This is a genomic window from Burkholderia sp. Bp8992, assembly GCF_003853705.1.
GTDB lineage: Bacteria > Pseudomonadota > Gammaproteobacteria > Burkholderiales > Burkholderiaceae > Burkholderia.
The window spans coordinates 157,012-177,868 of sequence record NZ_QTQI01000018.1 but is presented as its reverse complement, the minus strand read 5'-3'; the positions used below and the strand labels follow the sequence as shown (position 1 = coordinate 177,868).

Sequence of the window (20,857 nt, the reverse complement as noted above, 5' to 3'; positions counted from 1 at the left end):
AACGCGTTGTCGATCTGCTTGCCCTGGATCGCCAGCGTGTTGTCCGCCTTGATCGTGCCGCTGTTCGTGAACGACTGCGCGTTCTGGAAATCGATGTTCGTTGCGCTGATCAACGGGCCGTTGACATTCTGCTGGTTCGCCTGCGCGAGATACACGACCGGCACCAGCACCGACTGGCCGTCCACCACGCGCGTTTCCATCATGATCACGTTGCTGGTCAGCTTCGACACCTGCTCGGCCGACAGGCTCGCGCCCATCGGCAGATCGAGCGACTTCGACAGATCAGCGCCCGCCGTCATCAACGATTGGTACATCGTTTGCAGATCCGCGTACGGCCCCAGCACCGCTTTGCCGGTCAGCGACGTCACCTGATTGCGCACGAGCTGCTGCTCATAAAAGCCGTCGCCGAGACGCTTCGGAATGTGCGTGAGGTCGACGCCGAGTTGTCCGAAGAAGTAGTCGCTCGAAATGAAGTTCTTCTGGTTCGTAAACGCCGGGTTCGTCTCGATCGCGTAGTTCGCATTCGGCGCGGTAGTCGGCCGGTACAACCCACCCTGCGGAATCGTGAGGTTGTTCAACACGTTCAGCGCCGTCGCACTGGCGATGATCGGATCCACCGGCGCCTGCGGACCACCGTGCACCGACGATGCACCCGATTTCGCGCCGCTCGCGTTACCGCTCAGGTTGGCGGGCGTTAGGCCCGGCACCGACTGCCCCGGCAGCAAGCCGAGCGACGGAATCGATGCGTTGCCCGCCGTGTTGCTGACGCTGACGCCCGTTCCCGAAATCGTGCCGTTGGAACTCAGCGTCGAAAAGTAGCCCGGCAGCGTGTAATCCTTGATCGATGCCGGCGCCGCCTGCGTATAGCCGCCCGGGCGCCCCGTCACGAACGGCGCGTTACCGAACGGCAGTTGCCAGTCGTGTTCGCTATTGTCGTAGTTGTTGTAGTGATACTGCCCCGAGTACGAGACCGTCACGCCCGGCAGTTTCTGGCCGGACGCCGCCCAGCCGTCGGCGTCGTAGTGGGACGGCATCTTGATGTCGCCGACCGCGGCGATGTTACTCCAGTAGTTTTGCAGCGTGCCGACCGATGACGCATCGATCCTGCCGCCCGACACGATTTGCGCGGCCGGGCTGATGTCCGTCACGGTCGTCGCCGTCGCGCTATCCGCGTAGTAGGTCGTGAACTGATACGTGCTGTTCCACTGACCGCCGTGAGGCGGCTCGGTGTAGACGCCGCCGATGCTGTCCGGATCCTTCACGCCAACCTGGCCAGTACGGCCGCTGATCGGAATACCGAACTGGCCGAGCAGCGATGGATCGATCGAACTCGTCGAGGTCTTCATCACGCGGCGCGTGCTCGTGATCTTGTCCGCGTGCAGTTCCATGTCGCCGCCGGACTGGATCAGGGCAGACACGTTGTTGACCAGCGCGGCGTTCGTGTAATTGCCGCTTGCGTCCTTGCCGCCTGCGAGTACGACCTTGCCCATGCCGAAGATGGCCGTCGTCGCCATCGAATCAGTCGCGGTCGTGTCGTCGCGGTTTTCGATGTCGTGCGCGAGGATTTCGAGCGTACCGTTGCTGTCCGACGCACCGATCAGCGCGGTCGGCCCGAGATTCGAGAGCGTATTCGTTGCGTTGAGCGACGCGCTGGCGCCCACGAGTGCGCCCGTATTCGTCAGGTTGGTCGATTGCGTGTGCAGCAGGCCGCCAGCAGTCAGCGCGCCCACGTTGACGATGTTGCCCGCGTTGACGCTCAGGTTGTTGACCGATTGCAGGTTCGCGTTGTTCGTGAAGGTGCCGGGCAACGTGAAGGCGAGATCATGACCGACGTTGAACTGCGTATCAGACGTCGTCGTGTAATCGCCCTGCAGGTTCACGTTGGCGTCGTGCGCTGCGCTGTATGTGCCGCCGCCCTGCAGCGTGGCCGCCGCAATCGACAGGTCGTGCGTCGAGCTGATCTGGCCGTTCGTATTCGTGATCGCGCCGGTCGTCGTGACGTCCACGTCACCATTCGAATTCGTTACGTTGCCGATGGTGCCGCCGCTGTTGTCCAACGTGTTGCCTTGAACATGCAGCGATGCGCCGCTGAGCTGACCGCCCTGCGTATTGTTGATCGACGCGGCGCTGACCGTCACATCGCCGTTGCCGGTAATCGCACCCATGCCCGCTACGCCGCCGGCACGGCTATTGGCGATCTGGCTACCGCCTTGCACCGTCATCTTGCCGGCACCGAGGTCGACAATGGCGCCGTCCGCGTTGTCGATCGAGGCCGATTGAATGGCGAGTGTGCTGGTGTCGCCCGCAACCGATTGCCCCGCCTGGATGTGCCCGCCTCGGTTTGACAGAGCACCGCCGTTCTTCAATGACAGCGACGCGTCCGATCGCAGCAGGCCCTGCGCGTTGTTCACGTCACCCGTAATCGTCGCGTTGATGCCGCGCTGCGCGGCGAGGATACCGCTCGCGTTGTTCCAGATCGCCGCGTTGACGATGGCTTGTCCCTTCGTCACGATGGTGCCCGACGCGTTGTTCAGCGCGCTCGATCCATTGCCCGGCGCGATCGTCAGCGCGCCGGTGCCGGCATGCGTGATGGTGCCGCCCGCGTTGTTCAGCTCGGCCGGCTCGAGCGTCAAATCCGTGGCGTTCGTCTGGATCACGCCAGCGGCCGAGTTGTCGAGGGTGCCGCTAACGTTCATCCCCATCGCCGACGATCCAAACTGCGTGATCGTACCGCCGTGGTTCACGAGGTTCGCTGCCGCCAGCGCAAGCTGATTGGCCTCGAGTTTGCCGCCGCTGTTGTCGAGCGTTGAATCGGCGGTGACCGACAGGTTTGGCGCGACGATCGAACCGCCCTGGTTCGTCATCGAGCCTGTGTGGATCGTCACGTTCGTGCTGGCACCGATCTGGCCGCCGTCGTTCGCGAGCGTACCGCTCGCGACGCTCAGATCCGTATTCGACAACAGCTTGCCGTTCGCATTGTTCAGCGTTCCGGCGACGGTCGCCGTCAATCCATTCTGCGAGTTGATCGAGCCCGCCGTGTTGTTCAGCGCGCCCGTTTGTGCGACGACGCGCCCGTTGCTGGCAATCGCGCCACCGACGTTCGACACAGAGCCTGAACCGTTTCCGAGCGTCAGCGTGCCGTTGCCGGCATGCGTGATCGTGCCGCCGTCGTTGACGATTGCCGTCGGCGCGAGCGTCAGATCGGTACTGTTGGTTTGCAGCGTGCCGCCATTCGAGTTGTCGAGCGTGCCCGACACGTTCACGCTCATCGCACCAGCGCCGGTCTGCGTGATCGTGCCGCCGTGGTTCACGAGGTCGGTCGCGTTCAACGAAATCTGGCCCGCCTGCACGGTGCCCGCGCTGTTGTCGAGCGTCGTTCCGCTGACCGTTGCCGTCTGGCCGGAGATCGAGCCGCCGCTGTTGATCAGGCGCGCGCCCGCATCGACAGCCACCTTTTGCGCGGCCTGCAGCGAGCCGCCACCGTTGTCGACCGACTGGCCCGATACCCGCAAATTCGTATTGGATGTGATCGCGCCGCGATTGACAACGTTTGCGCCTTGGACCGAAACATCGCCGTTGCCGCCGATAACACCGCCTTGCGCGCCATTCGCGGTGGTACCCGCCGCATTGGTCAATTGGCCGCTGGTCGTCACCGACAGGCCGTCGCCGTTGAGCGACGTGATCCGACCCGCCGTGTTGTCCAGCGACGCACCGGCCACCGTCATGCCGGCCGCGCTTTGAAGTGTGCCCTGGTTGTTCGCGATGGCGCCGCCACGCACGTCGGCAGTGCTTTCGGATACCAGTTCGCCGGACTGGTTGGCGATCTGGCCAGCCACGTTGACTGACAACGGCCCCTGCGATGAAACCTTGCCACTCTGGTTCGACAGATTGCCGCCGGTCAGCGTCGTGCTGCCGCCGCTCGACAGGCTGCCGTGATCGTTCATCACGGTGCCCGACGCGTTCGCCAGAATGGCGCCCTGCGCGCTCGTCGTCGCGTTCGACAGGTTCACGTCGCCGGCCGTCGCGTTCAGTGACAGATTGCCGTTCGCTGCCGTCTGGCTGCCGGCGAGATTCACGCTGCCGCCCGTCAGCGATGCATTGCCGCCCGCGACATTCTGGCCGGTCGCGGTCAGTTGGCCGGACGCCGTCAGGTTCAAATCGCCGCTGTGTGCGACGGAGCCGTCATTGTTCACGCCGGCGCCAAGCGTGCCGGTCGAATTGATGCTCCCGGCGTGCCCCGTCGTATTTTGCTGCGCCGCGAGCGTCCCGGTGTTCGTAAGATCGGCGCTTGTGCTGGCCGACAGCGATTGCTGCGCGTACGTGGTGCCGCTATTCTGGATGCCGCCTGCGGCCGACAGCGCCAGATTGCCGCTTGCCGTGGTCTTGCCCGTGAGCACGAGCCGGCCATCCGACTGCAGCGTCAGGTCGCCTGCCTGCGCCGCGATCGTCCCGGCGTTCGCGACACCCACGCCTGCGGAGTTGCCAACCAAAAACACCCTATTGGCATACATGCCACCTAACTGAGCTACGTCAATCGCGACAGCCGGCGCAGGACCGTCACCGGCGATCTGCGTCGCGACAAGCGTGTCGTGATTAACCTGGTTCGTACCGGCAATTACATTGAGATTCTTCGCATAGATCGCGGCATTAGCCTGTACAGCGCGGGCGATGATGTCAGTCTGATCAACATTCGAGGTATCGAGGCCCGCACCTTGCACGGTCACGAGGCCACGATTTACATTGAAGCCCGTCAACGATCCGTCCGCGCTAAACTGCGGCACGCCAGTTGTCAGGACTGCGCGCGAGGTATTGATGAACCCGCCACCGTCCACGACGATACCGGCAGGGTTGGCCAGCACAATCTCCGCACGGCTTCCCGCTATCTCGACGTACCCTTTGATCTGGCTGGCCGCCGTGCTGTTGACCTGGTTGACGATGATGCGCGCCGCCTGCCCCGCACCCAGGTTCGGATTGCCGTTGATATAGCCGGCCTGCTGCGTGTTGACGATCGTCGGCGAGTTGTTCAGGATCGCGCCAGCATGCGACACGTCAAACTGGTTGTAGGTGTTCAGCGAAACGCCAGCGCCACCCGGCTTGTTGATATTCACTTGCGGCAGGCCGTTGGGCGTCTGGATTACCGATGGTGCATTCGGCCCCGCTCCGACGATTTGTGCGTGCACCCACATCGGTATCGCGCCCGCGGCAATCAGCGCAGCAAATACCGCAAAACGTAACGCGAACTGCGTCACTACATGCACACCGCTGCGATCGAGGGTACGCCGCGTTTCACCTGCGCTTGCTTTCCCCGCTGAGCTGGCCGTTTCTTCCACTGCGACCAACATACCGTGCACGCAGCTGAACACCAGCCGATAATGGTTTTTGTTCATAACCCTGGTCTACTCGCGATTTTTGTTCGAATTGCTCTCACGACCTCGAACATCGCATGGAATCTAATTGAAACCGTGGCAAGGCAGCGTCAAAGAGTGTCAATCGTTGCAGAGATGCGACGGACGAAACAACTCGATATATCGCTCGCTTACTGCCACGCCAATCCGACTATCTTGATATTTTGGATAACGACATATTCCGTCGACTACTAATATCGTCGGTATTGTTAATGGCAATCCGCGCGAATCTTACCTCACGCATCATCTCAAAAAAATCCCTGACAGAATTGCGAGGTCGAATCGGCACGCGCCCCGTAATCAGATCGTTTTTAACTGCATACAGGGGGTTACATCATCGCAAGGATTTGATCCGTTCGACCGCCGTGCCCTCAATGCTCCGCTCCCTCGGGCGCCGCGTCAGCAGCCAGCGCGCCGCGCCGTCGAGCGACGTGCACAGCACCAGGTAGATCACGGCGACGAACAGGAAGATCGGCGCCGGATACACCATCAGCCGGTTGTTCACCTGCGTCGCGACGAACGACAGCTCGGGCACGCCGACGATATACGCTAGCGACGTGTCCTTCACGAGCGCGACCCACTGGTTGACGAACGACGGCGTCATGATCCGGATCGCCTGCGGCAGCAGCACGTAGCGCACCGTCTGCCAGCGCGTGAGCCCGAGCGACAGCCCGGCCTGCCACTGCCCGTCGCCCGCCGCGACGATGCCCGCGTGCACTGCATGCGCGAGATACGCGCCGCCGATCAGCGCGAGCGCGCACACGACCGTCGCGAGTCCCGGCACATCCATGTGCAGCAGCACGGGCATCAGGAAATACGTCCAGAAGATCAGCATCAGCACCGGAATCGCGCGAAAGAAGCCGATGAACGCGAGCAGCAGCACGCGCACCGGCCCGCGTGCGAGCGCCATCGCGACACCGAGCGCCACGCCGAGCACGGCCGACGCGACGGCGGACGCAATCGCCAGCACCAGCGACAGCGCGGCGCCGCCGAGCGGGCCGTCCGGGAACGCGCCGACGAGCAGGTACGGCAGATTGGAGAACAGCAGCGAAAGGTCCATCGTCAGCGCCCTGCTCCGAGCCGGTCGCGCCATTGCGTGGCCGCGTACGCACCGGCCTCGATCGCGGCCACCGCCGCGACGTACAGCAAGGTCGCGACGCCGAATGCGGCGAACGTCTTGAACGTCTCGGTCTCGACCTGCCGCGATGCATACGACAGCTCGGCGACGCCGATCGCCATCGCGAGCGACGAGTTCTTCACGAGATTCATGTACTGGCCGAACAGCGGCGGCAGCGCGATCCGCACGGCCTGCGGCAGCACCACGTAGCGCAGCGACTGCATCGGCGTGAGGCCGAGCGCCGCCGCCGCGTCATGCTGCGCGCGACGCACGCCGCGCAGGCCGGCCTCGCATTCCTCGGCGACGAACGCGGCCGTGTATGCGCTCAATCCGACCCAGCCGGCGACGAATTCGAACGACGGCCACGCGAGCGTGACCGGGCCTGCACTCACGGCATGGCGCGCATTCAGCCACGCGATCCACGTGTCGGGCAGCAACGACGCGACGCCGAAATACCAGAACAGCAACTGTACGAGCAGCGGCGTGTTGCGGAACGCGACGACGTACGCGGCGGCGGCCGCGCGCGGTGTCCTGCCGCGCGCATGCCGCATGACGGCAAGCAGCAGCCCGCCGACGGTCGCGGCGATGGCTGCCGCGGCGGCAAGGCCGAGTGTCAGCAGGAAGCCCTGCCAGAGCCAGGACAGATATTTGGGAGCCAACCCGAGCATGCTGGGGTGCGCGCGTGAAGCACGCGATCGGAAGAAAACGGAAAGCGCCGCGCAGCCGATGTTCCGGCCGGTCGCGGCGCGCGTGCGGTGCAGGTCAGGTCTTGTCGCCGATGCGGAAGATGCGCGTGAGCGGCGTCTTCGTCGTCGGCCCGAACCATGCGTCGTAGATCTGCGTGGCGCGGCCGTTCGCCTCGAGGCCCTTCAGCGTGTCGTTGACGAAGCCGAGCAGGCGCGTCTCGCCCTTCGGCACGCCGACGCCCATGTAGTCGTTCGAGATCGTGAACGCCGGGATCTCGTAGTTCTGCTTGTCCGGCACGTTCGCGAGCAGGCCGATCAGCTTCGGGCCGTCCTGCGTGATCGCCTGCACGTTGCCGGCGCGCAGCGCGGCGAACGCGAACGGCGTGTCGTCGTACGCGACGATCGTCGCCTTCGGGAATTTCTCGCGCAGCGTGATCTCGTTGGTCGTGCCCTTGTCTGCGCCGACGCGCAGCCCGTTCAGCTGGTCGGCCGATTTCAGCACACCCTTCTTCGCGAGAAACTGCTGGCCCGACGAGAAATACGGAATGCTGAAGTCGACCTGCTTCGCACGCTCGTCGGTGATCGTGAAGTTCGCGAGCACGAGGTCGACCTTGCCCGACGTCAGGAACGGAATGCGGTTCGCGGGATTGGTCGGTTGCAGTTGCAGCTTCACGCCGAGCTTGTCGGCAAGCGCCTTCGCGTAGTCGACGTCGAGGCCGACGATGTGGTTGTTCTTCGCATCGACATAGCCGAACGGCGGGTTGCTGTCGAACGTCGCGACGCGCAGCACGCCGGCCTTCTTGATGTCGTCGAGCCGGTCCGCATGCGCGACGGTGCCTGCGGTGATGAGCGCGGCCCCGACGAGCCACGTAGCGAGAGTGTGGAATTTCATGAGCACGACCTGATTTGTTATGAAGGCCGCCGCGGATCGCGCGGCGGCCCGGTTCGAAGAACATCGCGACGAAGTGTGCCGTCGCGAAGCCGCTAACGTATCAGCGCGTGCGGCGAATCAGAACCAACAAATGGTGCTTTGCTCTGCGGGTTTCGTGATGAGGCGCGGCGGGCACCGGCGCAGCATCGCGCCGTGCCTTTCCCGCCATGCCCCGCTTCCCGCGCCTTACCCTGCGAGCACCGTCGCGGCCTCGTCGATCAGCGCGGCGACCGCCACCGGCTGCGACGCAAGCGACGCATGGCTGGCATCGAGCGTGATGATCTTGCGCGCGTCCATTCGTGCCGACATCCGCTGCTGGTTCTCCGGCGCGATCATCCGGTCCTCGCTCGAAATCTGATACCACGACGGTTTCGAACGCCATGCAGGCGTGCTGATGGTGTCCGCGAACGTGCTCGCCAGCGGCGCCTTCTGCGTGACGGCCATCACGAGCGCTTCGTCTGACGAAAGATCCTGGCAGAAGCTCTCGTGGAATTTGTCGGGCTTGAGCCACAGATAGCCGTCGCTGTCGGGCGCGAGATTCGGCGCCGCCGCCGGCAAGTGTTCCTGCGTGATCCCGCCGGGGCTTTCGCCCGCGTCGGGCGCGAACGCGGCGATGAACACGAGGCCCGCGACATTCGGCAGGTTGCCGGCATCGCTGATCACGGCACCGCCGTACGAATGGCCGACCAGCAACACGGGGCCGGCCTGCTGCGCCACCATCTTGCGCGTGCGCTCGGCGTCGTCGGCAAGCGACGTCAGCGGTATCTCGACCGCGTGCAGCGATGGTTGGCCCTTGCGCGCGAGTTCGACGATTACCTTTGCCCAGTGCGCGGCGCCGCCCCAGAAGCCGTGCACGAGCACGATCGCGGGTTTGCTCATCGTGAATCTCCTTGACGTGGCATGTCATCGAACCGTCACCGGTCCAGCCGATCCGGACCTTCGCGCGGACACGCAGCAACCAGCATAGGCGAGCCAACGCGCGCCACCAACCCCGCCGGGGCCGGCGTGAGATGCAGCGCACAAAAAAAGACGCCCGCTGCATGCAGCGGGCGCGAATCCCAGTCAAGGAGGTGTCACACGAACTACAGGCCCAGATTAAGGAATTCGCGTGCGACGGACAACGAATCGATTTCCATATCGATATGACAGGACGCGCTCACGCCGGCACTTCCCGGGTCGCACAGTGGATGCCGCCACCGCCCGACGCGATGCCGAGGATGTCGACCTGCACGATCGCGCGGTTCGCCGCATACGGCTGGATCGCTGCGACCGCGGCCGCGTCGGCCGCCGCGTCGTTGAACTTCGGCATGACGATCGCGCCGTTGCACGTATAGAAGTTGATGTAGCCGGCTGCGAAATGCGACATCTGCCGCTCGTTCAGCGTCGTGCCCGCCGACGTGCCGTAGTTGACCGGCGGCACGAGCTCGACGATCTTCAGCGGCCGGTCGTTCGCATCGGTCTGGCCGGCCAGGCGTTGCCGGTTGGCGTCTGTCAATGCGCGTTCGCCGGTCGAATTCGACGCGTCGTAGCAGCACGCGACCACGCCGGGTGCGAGAAAGCGCGCGTAGAAATCGACGTGGCCGTTCGTGATGTCGCTTTCGCCGGCCGGCGTCGACGCACCGCCCGCGCCACCGACGCCGCTGCCGCGCGGAAACGTCGCCGTGCCCGGCAACCAGATGATCTTCCGCACCCCGAGCGTGCGCTGCAGTTCGGCCAGCACGGTATCGCGGGCCGTCGGCCGCAGCGTCGCATTGGCGATCACGCCGTTCGGGATGTCGAACAACTGCGGATTGCGGTTCACGTGCAGCACCGACGATTCGGTGAGGATCGCCGTCCCGTCGCCGTCGAATTCGATCGCGCCGCCTTCGAGCGTCAATGTGCTGCGGATCAGGTTCGCGCCTTTGGTTTGCGCCATCCAGCCCGCCACCCTGCTGTCCTGGCTGAACGCCTGGAAGAACTTGCCCGCTTTCGACCGGTTGCTCGCGGCCAGAAGCGCCGGCGGAATCACTCCCGCACTCTGGCCGGCGCCGTCGGTGTTCGCGTTGCCCCAGCCGTTGAAGTTGAAGCCGATCGCGTTCAGCGCATTGCCGTTCGTCGTATCCCTGACGAACACGCAACCCGTGTCGCGCACCCAGAAATCGTTGAAGCCGTCGGCGAGCGGCACGAGAGTGATCCCGCCCGTGCCTGCGGCGCGCGCCGCATAACGTGCATGCAGGTCGGGATTCGCCACGCTTGCGTTCCCGAGCAGCACACGGGCCGCGTCCAGATCGACCGGCAACACCAGCATGTTGACGGGTTCGGTCGCGCCGATCGCCTTCGCGACGTCCATCAGGTCGGCCCGCACGCGGTCGATGCCGGCGTCCGTGCTCTGTGACGTGACGGGCGCCCAGATGCCGTCCGCGCCGGACGCGAAGGTCATGTAGGTCAACGCGTGCGGCGTATCTTCAGCCGGCAGCCGGTACACGGCCTGCCGTGCCGACGGCGTCGGGCGCGACGCGGAAGCCGCGTCGGACACGCCGCTGCCGCTGTCGCCGCCACCGCACGCGGCCAGGCTGCCCAGCAGCGGCATGCCGAGCCACGCCGCCGAACAGCGAATGAATCCGCGTCGGCGCGCATCCGGCAGGTTCGGCTCGCGCTTGTTCGGGCTCGCGTGAGTATCTTTCTTCGTCATGTATTTCAACTCCATTGCGCGGACGGCGCGCACGCGCGCGCCGACTTCCGTCCCGCGGGACGGACTCCGCATTGTTTTCAGTAGTCCGGAAAGACTGGAAATTTGAAGCAGCATGCGGACCGGTCACGCGAACCGGCCCGCGGCCGTTCTCAGGCCGGCTGCTGTTGCGTGGTGCAGTGGATGCCGCCGCCGCCCGCGGCGATGCCGTCGATGTTCAGCTGGATGACTTCGCGGCCGGGGAACAGGTCGACGAGCGTGTCGCGCGTATTGCGGTCGGCGCGGCTGTCGCCGAATTGCGGCGCGATCACCGCGCGATTGCACACGTAGAAGTTGATGTAGCCGGCCGCGAACTCCGCGTTCTCGTAGATGTGCCGGACGGTCTTCGGCCCCGGCAGCACGACGACCTTCAACGGGCGCCCCTTCGCGTCGGTGGACTTCCGCAGGATCTCCAGATGCTGCCGCGTCACCGCGTGATCGTACGACGACGGATCGGTGTCGAGCCCGGCCACCACGACGCCCGGGCTCGTAAATCGCGCGTAGAAGTCGGTATGCCCGTCGGTAATGTCCTTGCCCGCGATGCCGGGCAGCCAGATGATCTTCTTCAGCCCGAGCAGGCGGCTCAGTTCGGCCTCGCACTGCGCCTGGCTGACGCCCGGATTGCGGTTCGCATTGAGCACGCAACTGCGCGTGACGATCGCCGTGCCTTCGCCGTCCACCTCGATGCCGCCGCCTTCCAGCACGAGCTTCGTGTCGATCAGCCGCGCGCCGGCGCGTTCGGCCACGAACGGCGCGACTTCCGCGTCCTGATCGTGTTCCTGCTTGTTGCCCCAGCCGTTGAAATTGAAGCTCACGCCACCGAGCCGGCCCGACGCGTTCTTCACGAACACGGGCCCCGTGTCACGCATCCACAGATCGTCGACCGGATGCTGGACGAGTTCGACCGACGAGCCGCACAGCCGCGATGCGAGCGCGTAGTCCTGCTCCCGCACCAGCATCTTCAGCGGTTCGTGCGCGGCAATTGCCTTCGCGACGGCCGCGAGGTTCTCGCGCACCACCGGCAACAGGCGAGCGCCCCAGATGTCCTCGCTCGGGCCGAACGCCATCCAGGTCGCGGTGTGCGGTGCGCCTTCGTCCGGCATGTGCCAGGCGGCACCCTGCTGCGCATGCGCGGCGCGGCCGAACAACCCGCCCATCGCGCTGGCGGCCAGCGCCGCGCCCGAGACGGACAGGCCGCGTTTCAACAGTTGACGTCGTGTGGTCATGGCATCCCTCTTTCGCTTGCCGGTTACTTCAATGGTTTCGTGGTGTGTCATCACGGCCGCGCGGTCTTGAAGCCGAGCCAGGTCCGGCCTTCCAGGCGCATCGCAGCCGGGGATTCGGCGATCGGCGTGAACAGTGTGCGTCGGGTCGCCTCGTCCGGATAGACGCCCGGATCGCGCACCAGCGCCGGGTCCATCAGCTTCAACGCACCCTGGTTCGCATTCGCGTAGCGCGTCGAGTTCGAGATCTTCGCGGTCACGTCCGGACGCAGGATGTAGTTGATGAACGCATGCGCGTTGTCCGGATGCTTCGCCGACGCCAGAATCAACATCGCGTCGAACCACATCAGGCTGCCGATGCGCGGGATGTCGTACACGATGCTGCGCTTCGGATCGCGCGCCTTCGCCTTCAGCGCGGCCAGATTGATCGCGCCGGAGAAGCCGACTGTCACGCACAGCTCGCCTTCGATCAGCTCGTTGGCGTCGGACGACCCGACGAACTGGCGGATGAACGGCCGGACCTTCATCAGCATCGCGTGCGCGGCCGCGTAATCCTGCGCGGACGGATGCATCGGATCGCGGCCGACGTAGCGCAACGCTAGCGGCAGCACCGTGCTCGCGGAGTCCTGCAGGCCCAGCCCGCATTTTGCGGCGACGCGCGCCGCGATCGCCGGGTTGAACAGCAGGTCGAGGCTGTTGGCCGGCATGTCCTTGCCGAGGATCGCGCTCACCTTAGCGCGGTCGTAGCCGACGCCCACGGTGCCCCACATGTACGGCACGCCATACTGGTTGCCGGGATCGGACTGCGCCATCTGCTTCAGCAGCGACGGGTCGAGATACTTCAGGTTAGGCAGCCGGCCCTTGTCGAGCTTGCGATACACGCCGGCCTGGATCTGCCTGGCCATGAAGTCGTTGGTCGGCCACACGAGGTCGTAGCCGCTGTTGCCGGTCAGCAGCTTCGACTGCAACGTCTCGTCGCTGTCGTACGCGTCGTAGCGCACCTTGATGCCGGTTTCCTTCTCGAAGGCGGAAATCGTATCCGGCGCGAAGTAGTTGCTCCAGTTGTACAGGTTCAACACCTTCTCTTCATCGGCGCGGGCCGCACCGGCCAGCATGCACAGTGCGAGACCCGGCGCCGCGACACGCAGCCATCCTTTTCGTTTCATTTCGAGTCCTTATCGATAGCAGGACGACATGCCGTCGCTGGTCAACAACGTGCGATACATCTCGGGGCGGCGATCGCGGAAGAAGCCCCACGACTGCCGGTCGGCGCGGATCGCGTCGAGGTCGAACGTCTGCACGAGCACGGCTTCGTCGGTGCGGTTCGCCTCGGCCCGCTTCTCGCCGGTGTGATCCGCGATGAAGCTCGACCCGTAGAACACGCCGGTGAGCCCCTGCTGCCGCGGATTGCCGTTGCCGAAGCCCGTTTCGCGGCCGATCCGGTTGGCTGCGACGACCGGCACCATGTTGGCCGCCGCGTGGCCCTGCATCGTGCGCTGCCAGTGGCCGGCCGAATCGAACTCGCTGCTGAACGGCTCCGAACCGATGATGGTCGGAAAGCACAGGATCTCGGCGCCCATCAGCGCGAGGCTGCGCGCCGTCTCCGGATACCACTGGTCCCAGCAGATGCCGATGCCGATTCGGCCGAAACGCGTGTCCCACACCTTGAAGCCGGTGTCGCCCGGCGTGAAATAGAACTTCTCCGTATAGCCCGGCCCGTCCGGGATATGCGTCTTGCGATAGACGCCAAGCACGCGCCCGTCGGCATCCGCCACCGCGATCGAGTTGTACGCGGCATTTCCCGCGCGCTCGAAGAAGCCGATCGGCAGCACGATGCCGAGCTCGCCGGCCAGCGCCGCGAACCGGGCGATCTGCGCATTGCCTTCGAACGGCTGCGCGAGTTCGAGGTGGCGCACGTTCTGGTCGACGCAGAAATACGGCATCGCGAACAACTCTGGGCACAGCACGAGATTCGCGCCCTGTGCGGCGGCCGCGCGGATCAAGCGCTCCGCGGTGGCCATGTTGTCTTCGAAGTTCCAGCTGCCCGACGCCATCTGCACGGCAGCGACGGTGATGTGTTTGGACGGCATTGCGTTGCTCCTCGGTGAGACCGGAAACGGCTGACGGAACGTCGCTCAGTGCGCGACGAAAGGCTGCTGCTGCGTCGAACAGTGGATGCTACCGCCGCCGATCGACAGCGTCGGAATCGGCAACATCTCCACCTTGCGCTCCGGGAACGCGCGGCTGAACGCGTCGCGTGCGGCCTCGTCCTGCTCGACGCCGAACGCAGTCACGATCACCGCGCCGTTCACCAGGATGTAGTTCGCATAGCAATCGCAGTAGCGCTCGGAACCGAAGCGTTCGCTGACGATCGGCGACGGCAGGTCGAGCAGCTCGAAACGGCGCCCCGCCGCATCGGTCGCGAGCTCCAGCGCGCGGCGATTCTCGCGCATCACGCGGAAATAGTCGCCCTGCTCGGGCACGGCGGTCTGGCACAGCATCCGGCCCTGCGCGATGAACGACGCGATGCCGTCCACGTGCCCGTTCGTCTCCACTTCGTCGGGGTTGCCCGGCAGCCATACGATCTTCTCCACACCCAGCATCCGGCGCAGTTCCGCCTCGATCTCCACACGGCTCAGATGCGGGTTGCGATTGGGATGCAGCAGGCAGCTCTCGGTCGTGACCAGCGTGCCCTGCCCGTCGACGTAGAACGAGCCGCCCTCCAGCACCATGTGCGAATTGAAGATCTCGGCGCCGGCCGCACGCGCGATGTCCTGCCCGGCCTGCTGGCAGCCGTCGTACGGCTGGTACTTCTCGCCCCAGCAGTTGAAACGGAATACGGCCGCGCCGAGCCCGCGCTGCTCGCTCACGAGGAAGATCGGCCCGCAGTCGCGCAGCCAGTTGTCCTCGGCCGCGACCGGCAGCACGTCGACGCTCGGACCCACCAGCTCGCGCGCGGTATCGGCCTGGCTGTGGTGCACCGCGACCACGCAGCGCTGGTAGCGCGCGATGGTCCGCGCGACCAGCGCGAACTCGCGGCACACCTGCGCGTAATGCGTCCCCCACAGGTCCTCGCGGTTGTCGAGAACCGGCCATCCGAGCCACGTGGCATGCGAGGCTTCCCATTCGGCGGGCATCCGGTAACCGCGCTGGCGAGCATCAAAGCGACCCATCGATCCGACTCCGTTGTGATTGATGAGCGATTGTCCGTCAGGCTAAACTTGATGAATATTGATATTTATTGGCCGAATCAATCAATTCACCTCATATCTCGATGCGACGCGTTCCGTCCCTGAAACTGTTGACCGGCTTCGAAGCCGCGGCCCGACTGGGCAATTTCTCGCGTGCGGCCGACGAGTTGCACCTGTCGCAATCGGCGATCAGCCATCAGATCCAGCAGCTTGAAGCGCAACTCGGGCAGCCGCTGTTCCGCCGGCGCGGCCGCGGCGTCGAGCTGACCATCGCCGGCGAGGTCCTGCATCGCAGCGTGCAGCGCGCGATGGACACGTTGCGCGGCGGGCTCGACCGCATCGCGACCTACCTGAACCCGGGGCTTGTCGTGCTGGTCTGCCCAGCGCCGTTGCTGCACGGCTGGCTGCAGCCGCGCCTCGAGCAATTGCAGCAGGTGCTGCCGGACCTGTGCCCACTGCTGTCGACCGACGAAACCGCGCGCTACGTCGACGAGATCGACGTCGACATGACGATCGGTACGCGACCGATGCTGCAGCCCGGCCTGGTCGACATCCCGTTCATGCGCGACGAATGGGTGACGGTGTGCGCGACGCCGGTGGCCGAGACGCTCGCCCGCGTGCCGCGCGCCGAACACGCGCAGCACACGGGGCTCGTCTGCCTCGAGACGAGCCTGACCGACGAGCGCATGGCGACCGTCTTTCGCGAGCAGCTGTCGGACTTCCGGATGCAGGCGATCTACGACGATCAGCGGCTCGTACTGGACGCCGTGCAGCGCGGACGCGGCATCGCGTGCCTGCCGCGTCTCGTCGCACAGGCCGGCCTCGACCAGCACACACTGACCGTACTCGCCGACTACCCGCGCCTGCCCGGCACCACGTGGTGGCTGTCGCGGCTGGAAGGCCCGTCGCGCTCGCCGATCGTCGAGCAGATGTTCGACTGGCTGGTCCAACAAGGCATCCTGTCGAGCGCGGCCGACCCGGCAGCCGACCGCGCGAAGCTGCCGCCCGCGTAATCGCACGCCGCAAAAAAAACGTCCCGCCAACCGGCGGGACGTTTCGTCATGGTGCAGGTATGCGCAACGCGCAGCCGATCACGGCTCGTGACGCAGGTACCCTTCCTTGCTCGGATCGCGCATCCGCCACGACACGATCAGCGAGATCGCGCACAGCACGGTCACGTACCAGTAGAAGGTTTCCTCGCTGCCGATCGACTTGAACCACAGCGCGACGTACTCGGCCGAACCGCCGAAGATTGCGTTCGCCACCGCATACGACAGGCCAACGCCCATCGCGCGCACTTCCGGCGGGAACATCTCGGCCTTGATGAGGCCGCTGATCGACGTGTAGAAGCTGACGATCGCCAGTGCGACCGTGATCAGCACGAACGCGGCCACGGGGCTCGTCACGTCCTTCAGCGCATGCATCAGCGGCACGGTGCCGATCACCGCGAACGAGCCGAACAGGATCATCGACGTGCGGCGGCCGATCTTGTCGGACAGCGCGCCGAACACCGGCTGCATCAGCATGTAGACGAGCAGCGCGACGGTCATCACGTTGCTGGCCGTCTTCGCGTGCATGCCGGCCGTGTTCACGAGGTACTTCTGCATGTACGTCGTGAACGTGTAGAAAATCAGCGAGCCGCCGGCCGTGAAGCCGACCACCGTGAAGAACGCGCCCTTGTGTTCCCACACGCCGCGGATCGTGCCGGCGTTCTTCTTGTCGCGCGATTCGCTGGTCGACGTCTCGTCGAGCGATTTCCGCAGGTACAGCGAGATCAGCGCAGCCGCCGCGCCGACCACGAACGGAATGCGCCAGCCCCATGCCTTCAGTTCGTCGGCCGACAGCGTCTGCTGCAGGATCACGAGCACCAGCAGCGCGCACAGCTGGCCGCCGATCAGCGTCACGTACTGAAACGACGCGAAGAAGCCGCGGCGCCCCTTCAGCGCGACTTCACTCATGTAGGTCGCGCTGGTGCCGTACTCGCCGCCCACCGACAGGCCCTGGAACAGGCGCGCGACCAGCAGCAGTGCCGGCGCGAGCGCGCCGATCTGTGCGTAGGTCGGCAGCACCGCGATCACGAGCGACCCGCCGCACATCATCAGCACCGAGATCATCATCGCCGCGCGGCGGCCGTGACGGTCGGCGATGCGGCCGAACAGCCAGCCGCCGATCGGACGCATCAGGAAGCCGGCCGCGAACACGCCGGCCGTGTTCAGCAGCTGCGTCGTCGTGTTGCCGCTCGGGAAGAACGCCGGCGCGAAGTACAGCGCGCAGAACGAGTAGATGTAGAAGTCGAACCACTCGACGAGGTTGCCCGATGAGGCGCCGACGATGGCGAACACGCGCCGCCGGGTGTCATGCGCGGACAGCGCAGCTTGGTCGGTCTGGACGTCCATGGGTTGGTCTGTTCCTTTTAGTGCTTTCTGGGCGAGACGGCTGGGGGCCGCCGCATGCGGTCGCACGTGGCACCGGTTCCGGCGCACGGCGCTACGAGAGTTTAGCGAAATGTAAAGTAACAGGCACTCCGGGTTCGTCCGGATGTAGAAGAATTTTCTCCCGCCACGCGCTTGTCATATGAAAACGCCAGCCGTCAGGCTGGCGTCCGATGCAAACATTTTCGAAGATACGCGATCAAACGCGGATCTCGGGCGGCACGTAGCGGCACTCGTGGCGCTTGCGCACGGTACCGGCCTCGTCGACGCTTTCCAGGTACACGTCGAACTGCCAGAGCCGCGCCATGTGCTTGAGCACTTCGTCGCTGTCGTTCGACAGGTGGCGGTTGTCGGTCATGAAGTGGCGCAGCGTGAGGCTGCGGTCGCCGCGCGTGTTCACCGCCCACACCTGGATGTTCGGCTCGCGGTGATGGATGTCGTACTGCCGCGACAACGCCTGCCGCACGTACTGGTAGCCGGAATCGTCGTGGATCGCCGAGACTTCGAGCGAATCGCGCATGTCGTCGTCGAGCACCGAGAAGAGCCGCATTTCGCGGATCAGGTTCGGCGACAGGTATTGCGCGATGAAGCTCTCGTCCTTGAAGTTGCGCATCGCGTAGTGCATCGCCGGCAGCCACGGGGTGCCCGCGATCTCCGGAAACCACTTGTAGTCTTCGTCCGTCGGCGCTTCGCAGATCCTCCGGATGTCGCTCATCATCGAGAAACCGAGCGCATACGGGTTGATCCCGCTGTAGTACGGCTTCGTGACGGGCGGCTGGTAAACCACGTTGCTGTGCGAATGCAGGAACTCCATCATGAAGCCGTCTTCCAGCTTCCCCTGGTTGTACAGCGTGTTCAGCAGCGTGTAGTGCCAGAACGTCGCCCAGCCCTCGTTCATCACCTGCGTCTGCCGCTGCGGGTAGAAATACTGGCCGATCTTGCGCACGATGCGGATCACTTCCCGCTCCCACGGCTCGAGCAGCGGCGCATTCTTCTCCGCGAAATACAACAGGTTCTCCTGCGGCTCGGGCGGATAGCGGTCTTCCTGCTCCTCCATCAGCTCGGGCTTCTTGCCCGGCAGCGTGCGCCACAGTTCGTTCACCTGCGACTGCAGGTACGCCTCGCGCTCGCGCCGCAACGCGGATTCCTTCGACAGCGACGGCTTTTGCGGGCGCTTGTAGCGGTCGACGCCGTAATTCATCAGCGCATGGCACGAATCGAGCAGTTCCTCGACGCGATCGAGACCGTAGCGCTCCTCGCATTCCGCGACGTAGTTCTTCGCATACACGAGATAGTCGATGATCGCGTGCGCGTCGGTCCACAGCCGGAACAGGTAGTTGCCCTTGAAGAACGAGTTGTGTCCGTACGCCGCGTGCGCGATGACGAGCGCCTGCATCGTCATCGTGTTCTCTTCCATCAGGTACGCGATGCACGGATTCGAATTGATGACGATTTCGTACGCGAGGCCCATCTGGCCACGGCGGTAGCTCTTCTCGGTCGCGAGGAAGTGCTTGCCGAACGACCAGTGACGGTAGTTGACGGGCATCCCGACCGACGCATACGCGTCCATCATCTGCTCGGCGCTGATCAGTTCGAGCTGGATCGGGTAGATGTCGAGCTCGTATTGTTCGGCGACCTGCGCGATGTGCGTGTCGTATTCCTCGAGCAGTTCGAACGTCCAGTCGGACGGGCACGGCAGCGGCTTGCGTTCGGCAACGTTCATACGCGCTTCCTTCTGCCCGGAACCGGGCAAGTCGGCGGCCGGCGGCGGTGGTTCGGCCTGCACGCGTTGCTGCGCTGCGGCAGGACCGGCCGTATCGTCGCCGGAAGGGCGCGGCTCGTAGCCGCGCGACTCGTTGTGCAGATGGCGGGTCGTCATGACGTTTCCACCTGCTTTTCGAACAATTCGCGAAACACCGGGTAGATGTCGGCAGCCGATTCCACTTTTTTCATCGCGAGATGCTGCTGCGACACCGCCAGTTGCGCGTATTCCAGCCACAGGTTCTGCTCTTCCGGCGCGACCTGGATATACGCGAAGTAACGCGTCTTCGTGAGGATATCCTCTTCCAGGATTTTGCGACACTTGGGCGAATCGTCAGTCCAGTTGTCGCCGTCGGAGGCCTGCGCGCCGTAGATGTTCCACTCGGTCGGCGAGTAGCGCTCGTTCATCACCTTGCGCATCAGTTCGAGCGCGCTCGACACGACCGTGCCGCCGCTTTCGGTCGAATGAAAGAAGGTGTCCTCGTCGACTTCCTCGGCGCGCGTGTGGTGACGGATGAACACGACCTCGATGCGTTCGTAGTTACGCTTGAGGAACAGGTACAGCAGGATGAAGAAGCGCTTCGCGAGATCCTTGCGCTGCTCGTCCATCGAGCCCGACACGTCCATCAGGCAGAACATCACGGCCTGGCTCGACGGTTGCGGCTGCTTCACGCGGTTGATGTAGCGCAGGTCGAACGGATCGATGAACGGAATCCGCCAGATGCGCCCTTTCAGGTGATGGATCTCGGCCTCGAGTGCCGAGATTTCCGCGCGGCGGTCCTCAGGGTCACTCTTCAGGGCTTCGAGCTGCGCCTCGAGTTCGCGCAACTCGTTGACGAGCGGCGAGCCGAGCGCGATGCGCCGGCCGAGCGCGCTGCGCAGCGAACGCACGACGTCGATGTTGTTCGGCGTGCCTTCCGCCGACCAGCCCGCGCGCACGTTCTTCCAGCTCGGCACCGTCAGCAGGTGCGTCTTCACGAGGCGCGGCAGTTCGAGATCGTCGAAGAAGTACTGCATGAACTCGTCGCGCGACAACTCGAACACGAAGTCGTCCTGACCTTCGCCCTCGTTGCTCGCCTGACTGCCGCCGCCGCCCGAGCCGCCCTGCGGGCGCGGGATCTTGTCGCCGCGCACGTAGTCCTCGTTGCCGGGGTGCACGTATTCACGACGCCCGCCAGGCGCGTGCCGGAAATTCGGCTCCGCGATGTCCTTGCGCGGGATCGTGATGCTCTGCGTGCTCTGGATATCCTTGATGCTACGGTCGCGTACCGCGTCGGACACGGCACGACGAATGTAGTTCTTGACGCGACGCAGAAAGCGTTCGCGATTGGCGATGCTCTTGTTCTTGCCGGCCAGCCTGCGGTCGATGATTTGATGAAGCACTCCCGGTCTCCCGCTCGAAAG

13 protein-coding genes and 1 pseudogene are annotated in these 20,857 nt (G+C 64.8%); 1 reads left to right on the top strand and 13 read right to left on the bottom strand.

The genetic code is table 11. From position 1 onward, the window contains the following. From bcpA to DIE03_RS25070, 10 genes and pseudogenes are all read right to left on the bottom strand, one after another. Positions 1-5,387, bottom strand: a pseudogene (gene bcpA, locus DIE03_RS25115) (contact-dependent inhibition toxin BcpA); the annotation flags it as partial. Positions 5,388-5,739: 352 nt separating this feature from the next. Beyond that, positions 5,740-6,465, bottom strand: a complete 726-nt coding sequence (locus DIE03_RS25110; protein WP_124455029.1) for an amino acid ABC transporter permease — start codon at positions 6,463-6,465, stop codon at positions 5,740-5,742. A 2-nt stretch (positions 6,466-6,467) separates the two neighbouring features. Further along, a complete protein-coding gene (locus tag DIE03_RS25105; RefSeq protein ID WP_124455027.1) occupies positions 6,468-7,190 on the bottom strand; it encodes an amino acid ABC transporter permease in 723 nt (240 codons plus the stop codon). 94 nt (positions 7,191-7,284) lie between these two features. Beyond that, positions 7,285-8,100, bottom strand: coding sequence for an ABC transporter substrate-binding protein (locus tag DIE03_RS25100; RefSeq protein ID WP_034186939.1), 816 nt, complete (start codon positions 8,098-8,100; stop codon positions 7,285-7,287). A 225-nt stretch (positions 8,101-8,325) separates the two neighbouring features. Continuing rightward, positions 8,326-9,018 (bottom strand): alpha/beta hydrolase, encoded by a 693-nt coding sequence (locus DIE03_RS25095; RefSeq protein WP_124455025.1) that lies wholly within the window; start codon positions 9,016-9,018, stop codon positions 8,326-8,328. Between the two features lie 277 nt (positions 9,019-9,295). Further along, a complete protein-coding gene (locus tag DIE03_RS25090) occupies positions 9,296-10,810 on the bottom strand; it encodes an agmatine/peptidylarginine deiminase (RefSeq protein WP_124455023.1) in 1,515 nt (504 codons plus the stop codon). 149 nt (positions 10,811-10,959) lie between these two features. After that, positions 10,960-12,072 (bottom strand): agmatine/peptidylarginine deiminase, encoded by a 1,113-nt coding sequence (locus DIE03_RS25085; protein WP_124455021.1) that lies wholly within the window; start codon positions 12,070-12,072, stop codon positions 10,960-10,962. 50 nt (positions 12,073-12,122) lie between these two features. Continuing rightward, on the bottom strand, positions 12,123-13,235 hold the full coding sequence (locus DIE03_RS25080; protein WP_124455019.1) for a polyamine ABC transporter substrate-binding protein: 1,113 nt from the start codon (positions 13,233-13,235) through the stop codon (positions 12,123-12,125). Positions 13,236-13,244: 9 nt separating this feature from the next. Continuing rightward, on the bottom strand, positions 13,245-14,159 hold the full coding sequence (aguB, locus tag DIE03_RS25075; RefSeq protein ID WP_124455016.1) for an N-carbamoylputrescine amidase: 915 nt from the start codon (positions 14,157-14,159) through the stop codon (positions 13,245-13,247). A 45-nt stretch (positions 14,160-14,204) separates the two neighbouring features. Then, positions 14,205-15,242 carry an agmatine/peptidylarginine deiminase gene (locus DIE03_RS25070; protein ID WP_124455013.1) on the bottom strand — a complete coding sequence of 346 codons (1,038 nt, stop codon included), beginning with the start codon at positions 15,240-15,242 and terminating at the stop codon, positions 14,205-14,207. Between the two features lie 101 nt (positions 15,243-15,343). Here DIE03_RS25070 and DIE03_RS25065 point away from each other — a divergent pair, with 101 nt between their 5' ends. After that, complete coding sequence (locus DIE03_RS25065) at positions 15,344-16,273, top strand: LysR family transcriptional regulator (RefSeq protein WP_124455011.1); 930 nt, start codon at positions 15,344-15,346, stop codon at positions 16,271-16,273. A gap of 78 nt (positions 16,274-16,351) precedes the next feature. Here DIE03_RS25065 and DIE03_RS25060 read toward each other — a convergent pair whose 3' ends face one another. The 3 genes from DIE03_RS25060 to DIE03_RS25050 all read right to left on the bottom strand — a co-directional run bounded on the left by DIE03_RS25060 (position 16,352) and on the right by DIE03_RS25050 (position 20,836). Further along, on the bottom strand, positions 16,352-17,656 hold the full coding sequence (locus DIE03_RS25060) for an MFS family transporter (protein WP_124455009.1): 1,305 nt from the start codon (positions 17,654-17,656) through the stop codon (positions 16,352-16,354). Positions 17,657-17,891: 235 nt separating this feature from the next. Further along, positions 17,892-19,571: a SpoVR family protein gene (locus DIE03_RS25055; protein WP_124455007.1), complete on the bottom strand. Its 1,680-nt coding sequence runs from the start codon at positions 19,569-19,571 to the stop codon at positions 17,892-17,894. Then, positions 19,568-20,836 (bottom strand): YeaH/YhbH family protein, encoded by a 1,269-nt coding sequence (locus DIE03_RS25050; RefSeq protein WP_124455005.1) that lies wholly within the window; start codon positions 20,834-20,836, stop codon positions 19,568-19,570. Before DIE03_RS25050 ends, DIE03_RS25055 begins: the two co-directional genes overlap by 4 nt. Between the last annotated feature and the right edge of the window lie 21 nt (positions 20,837-20,857).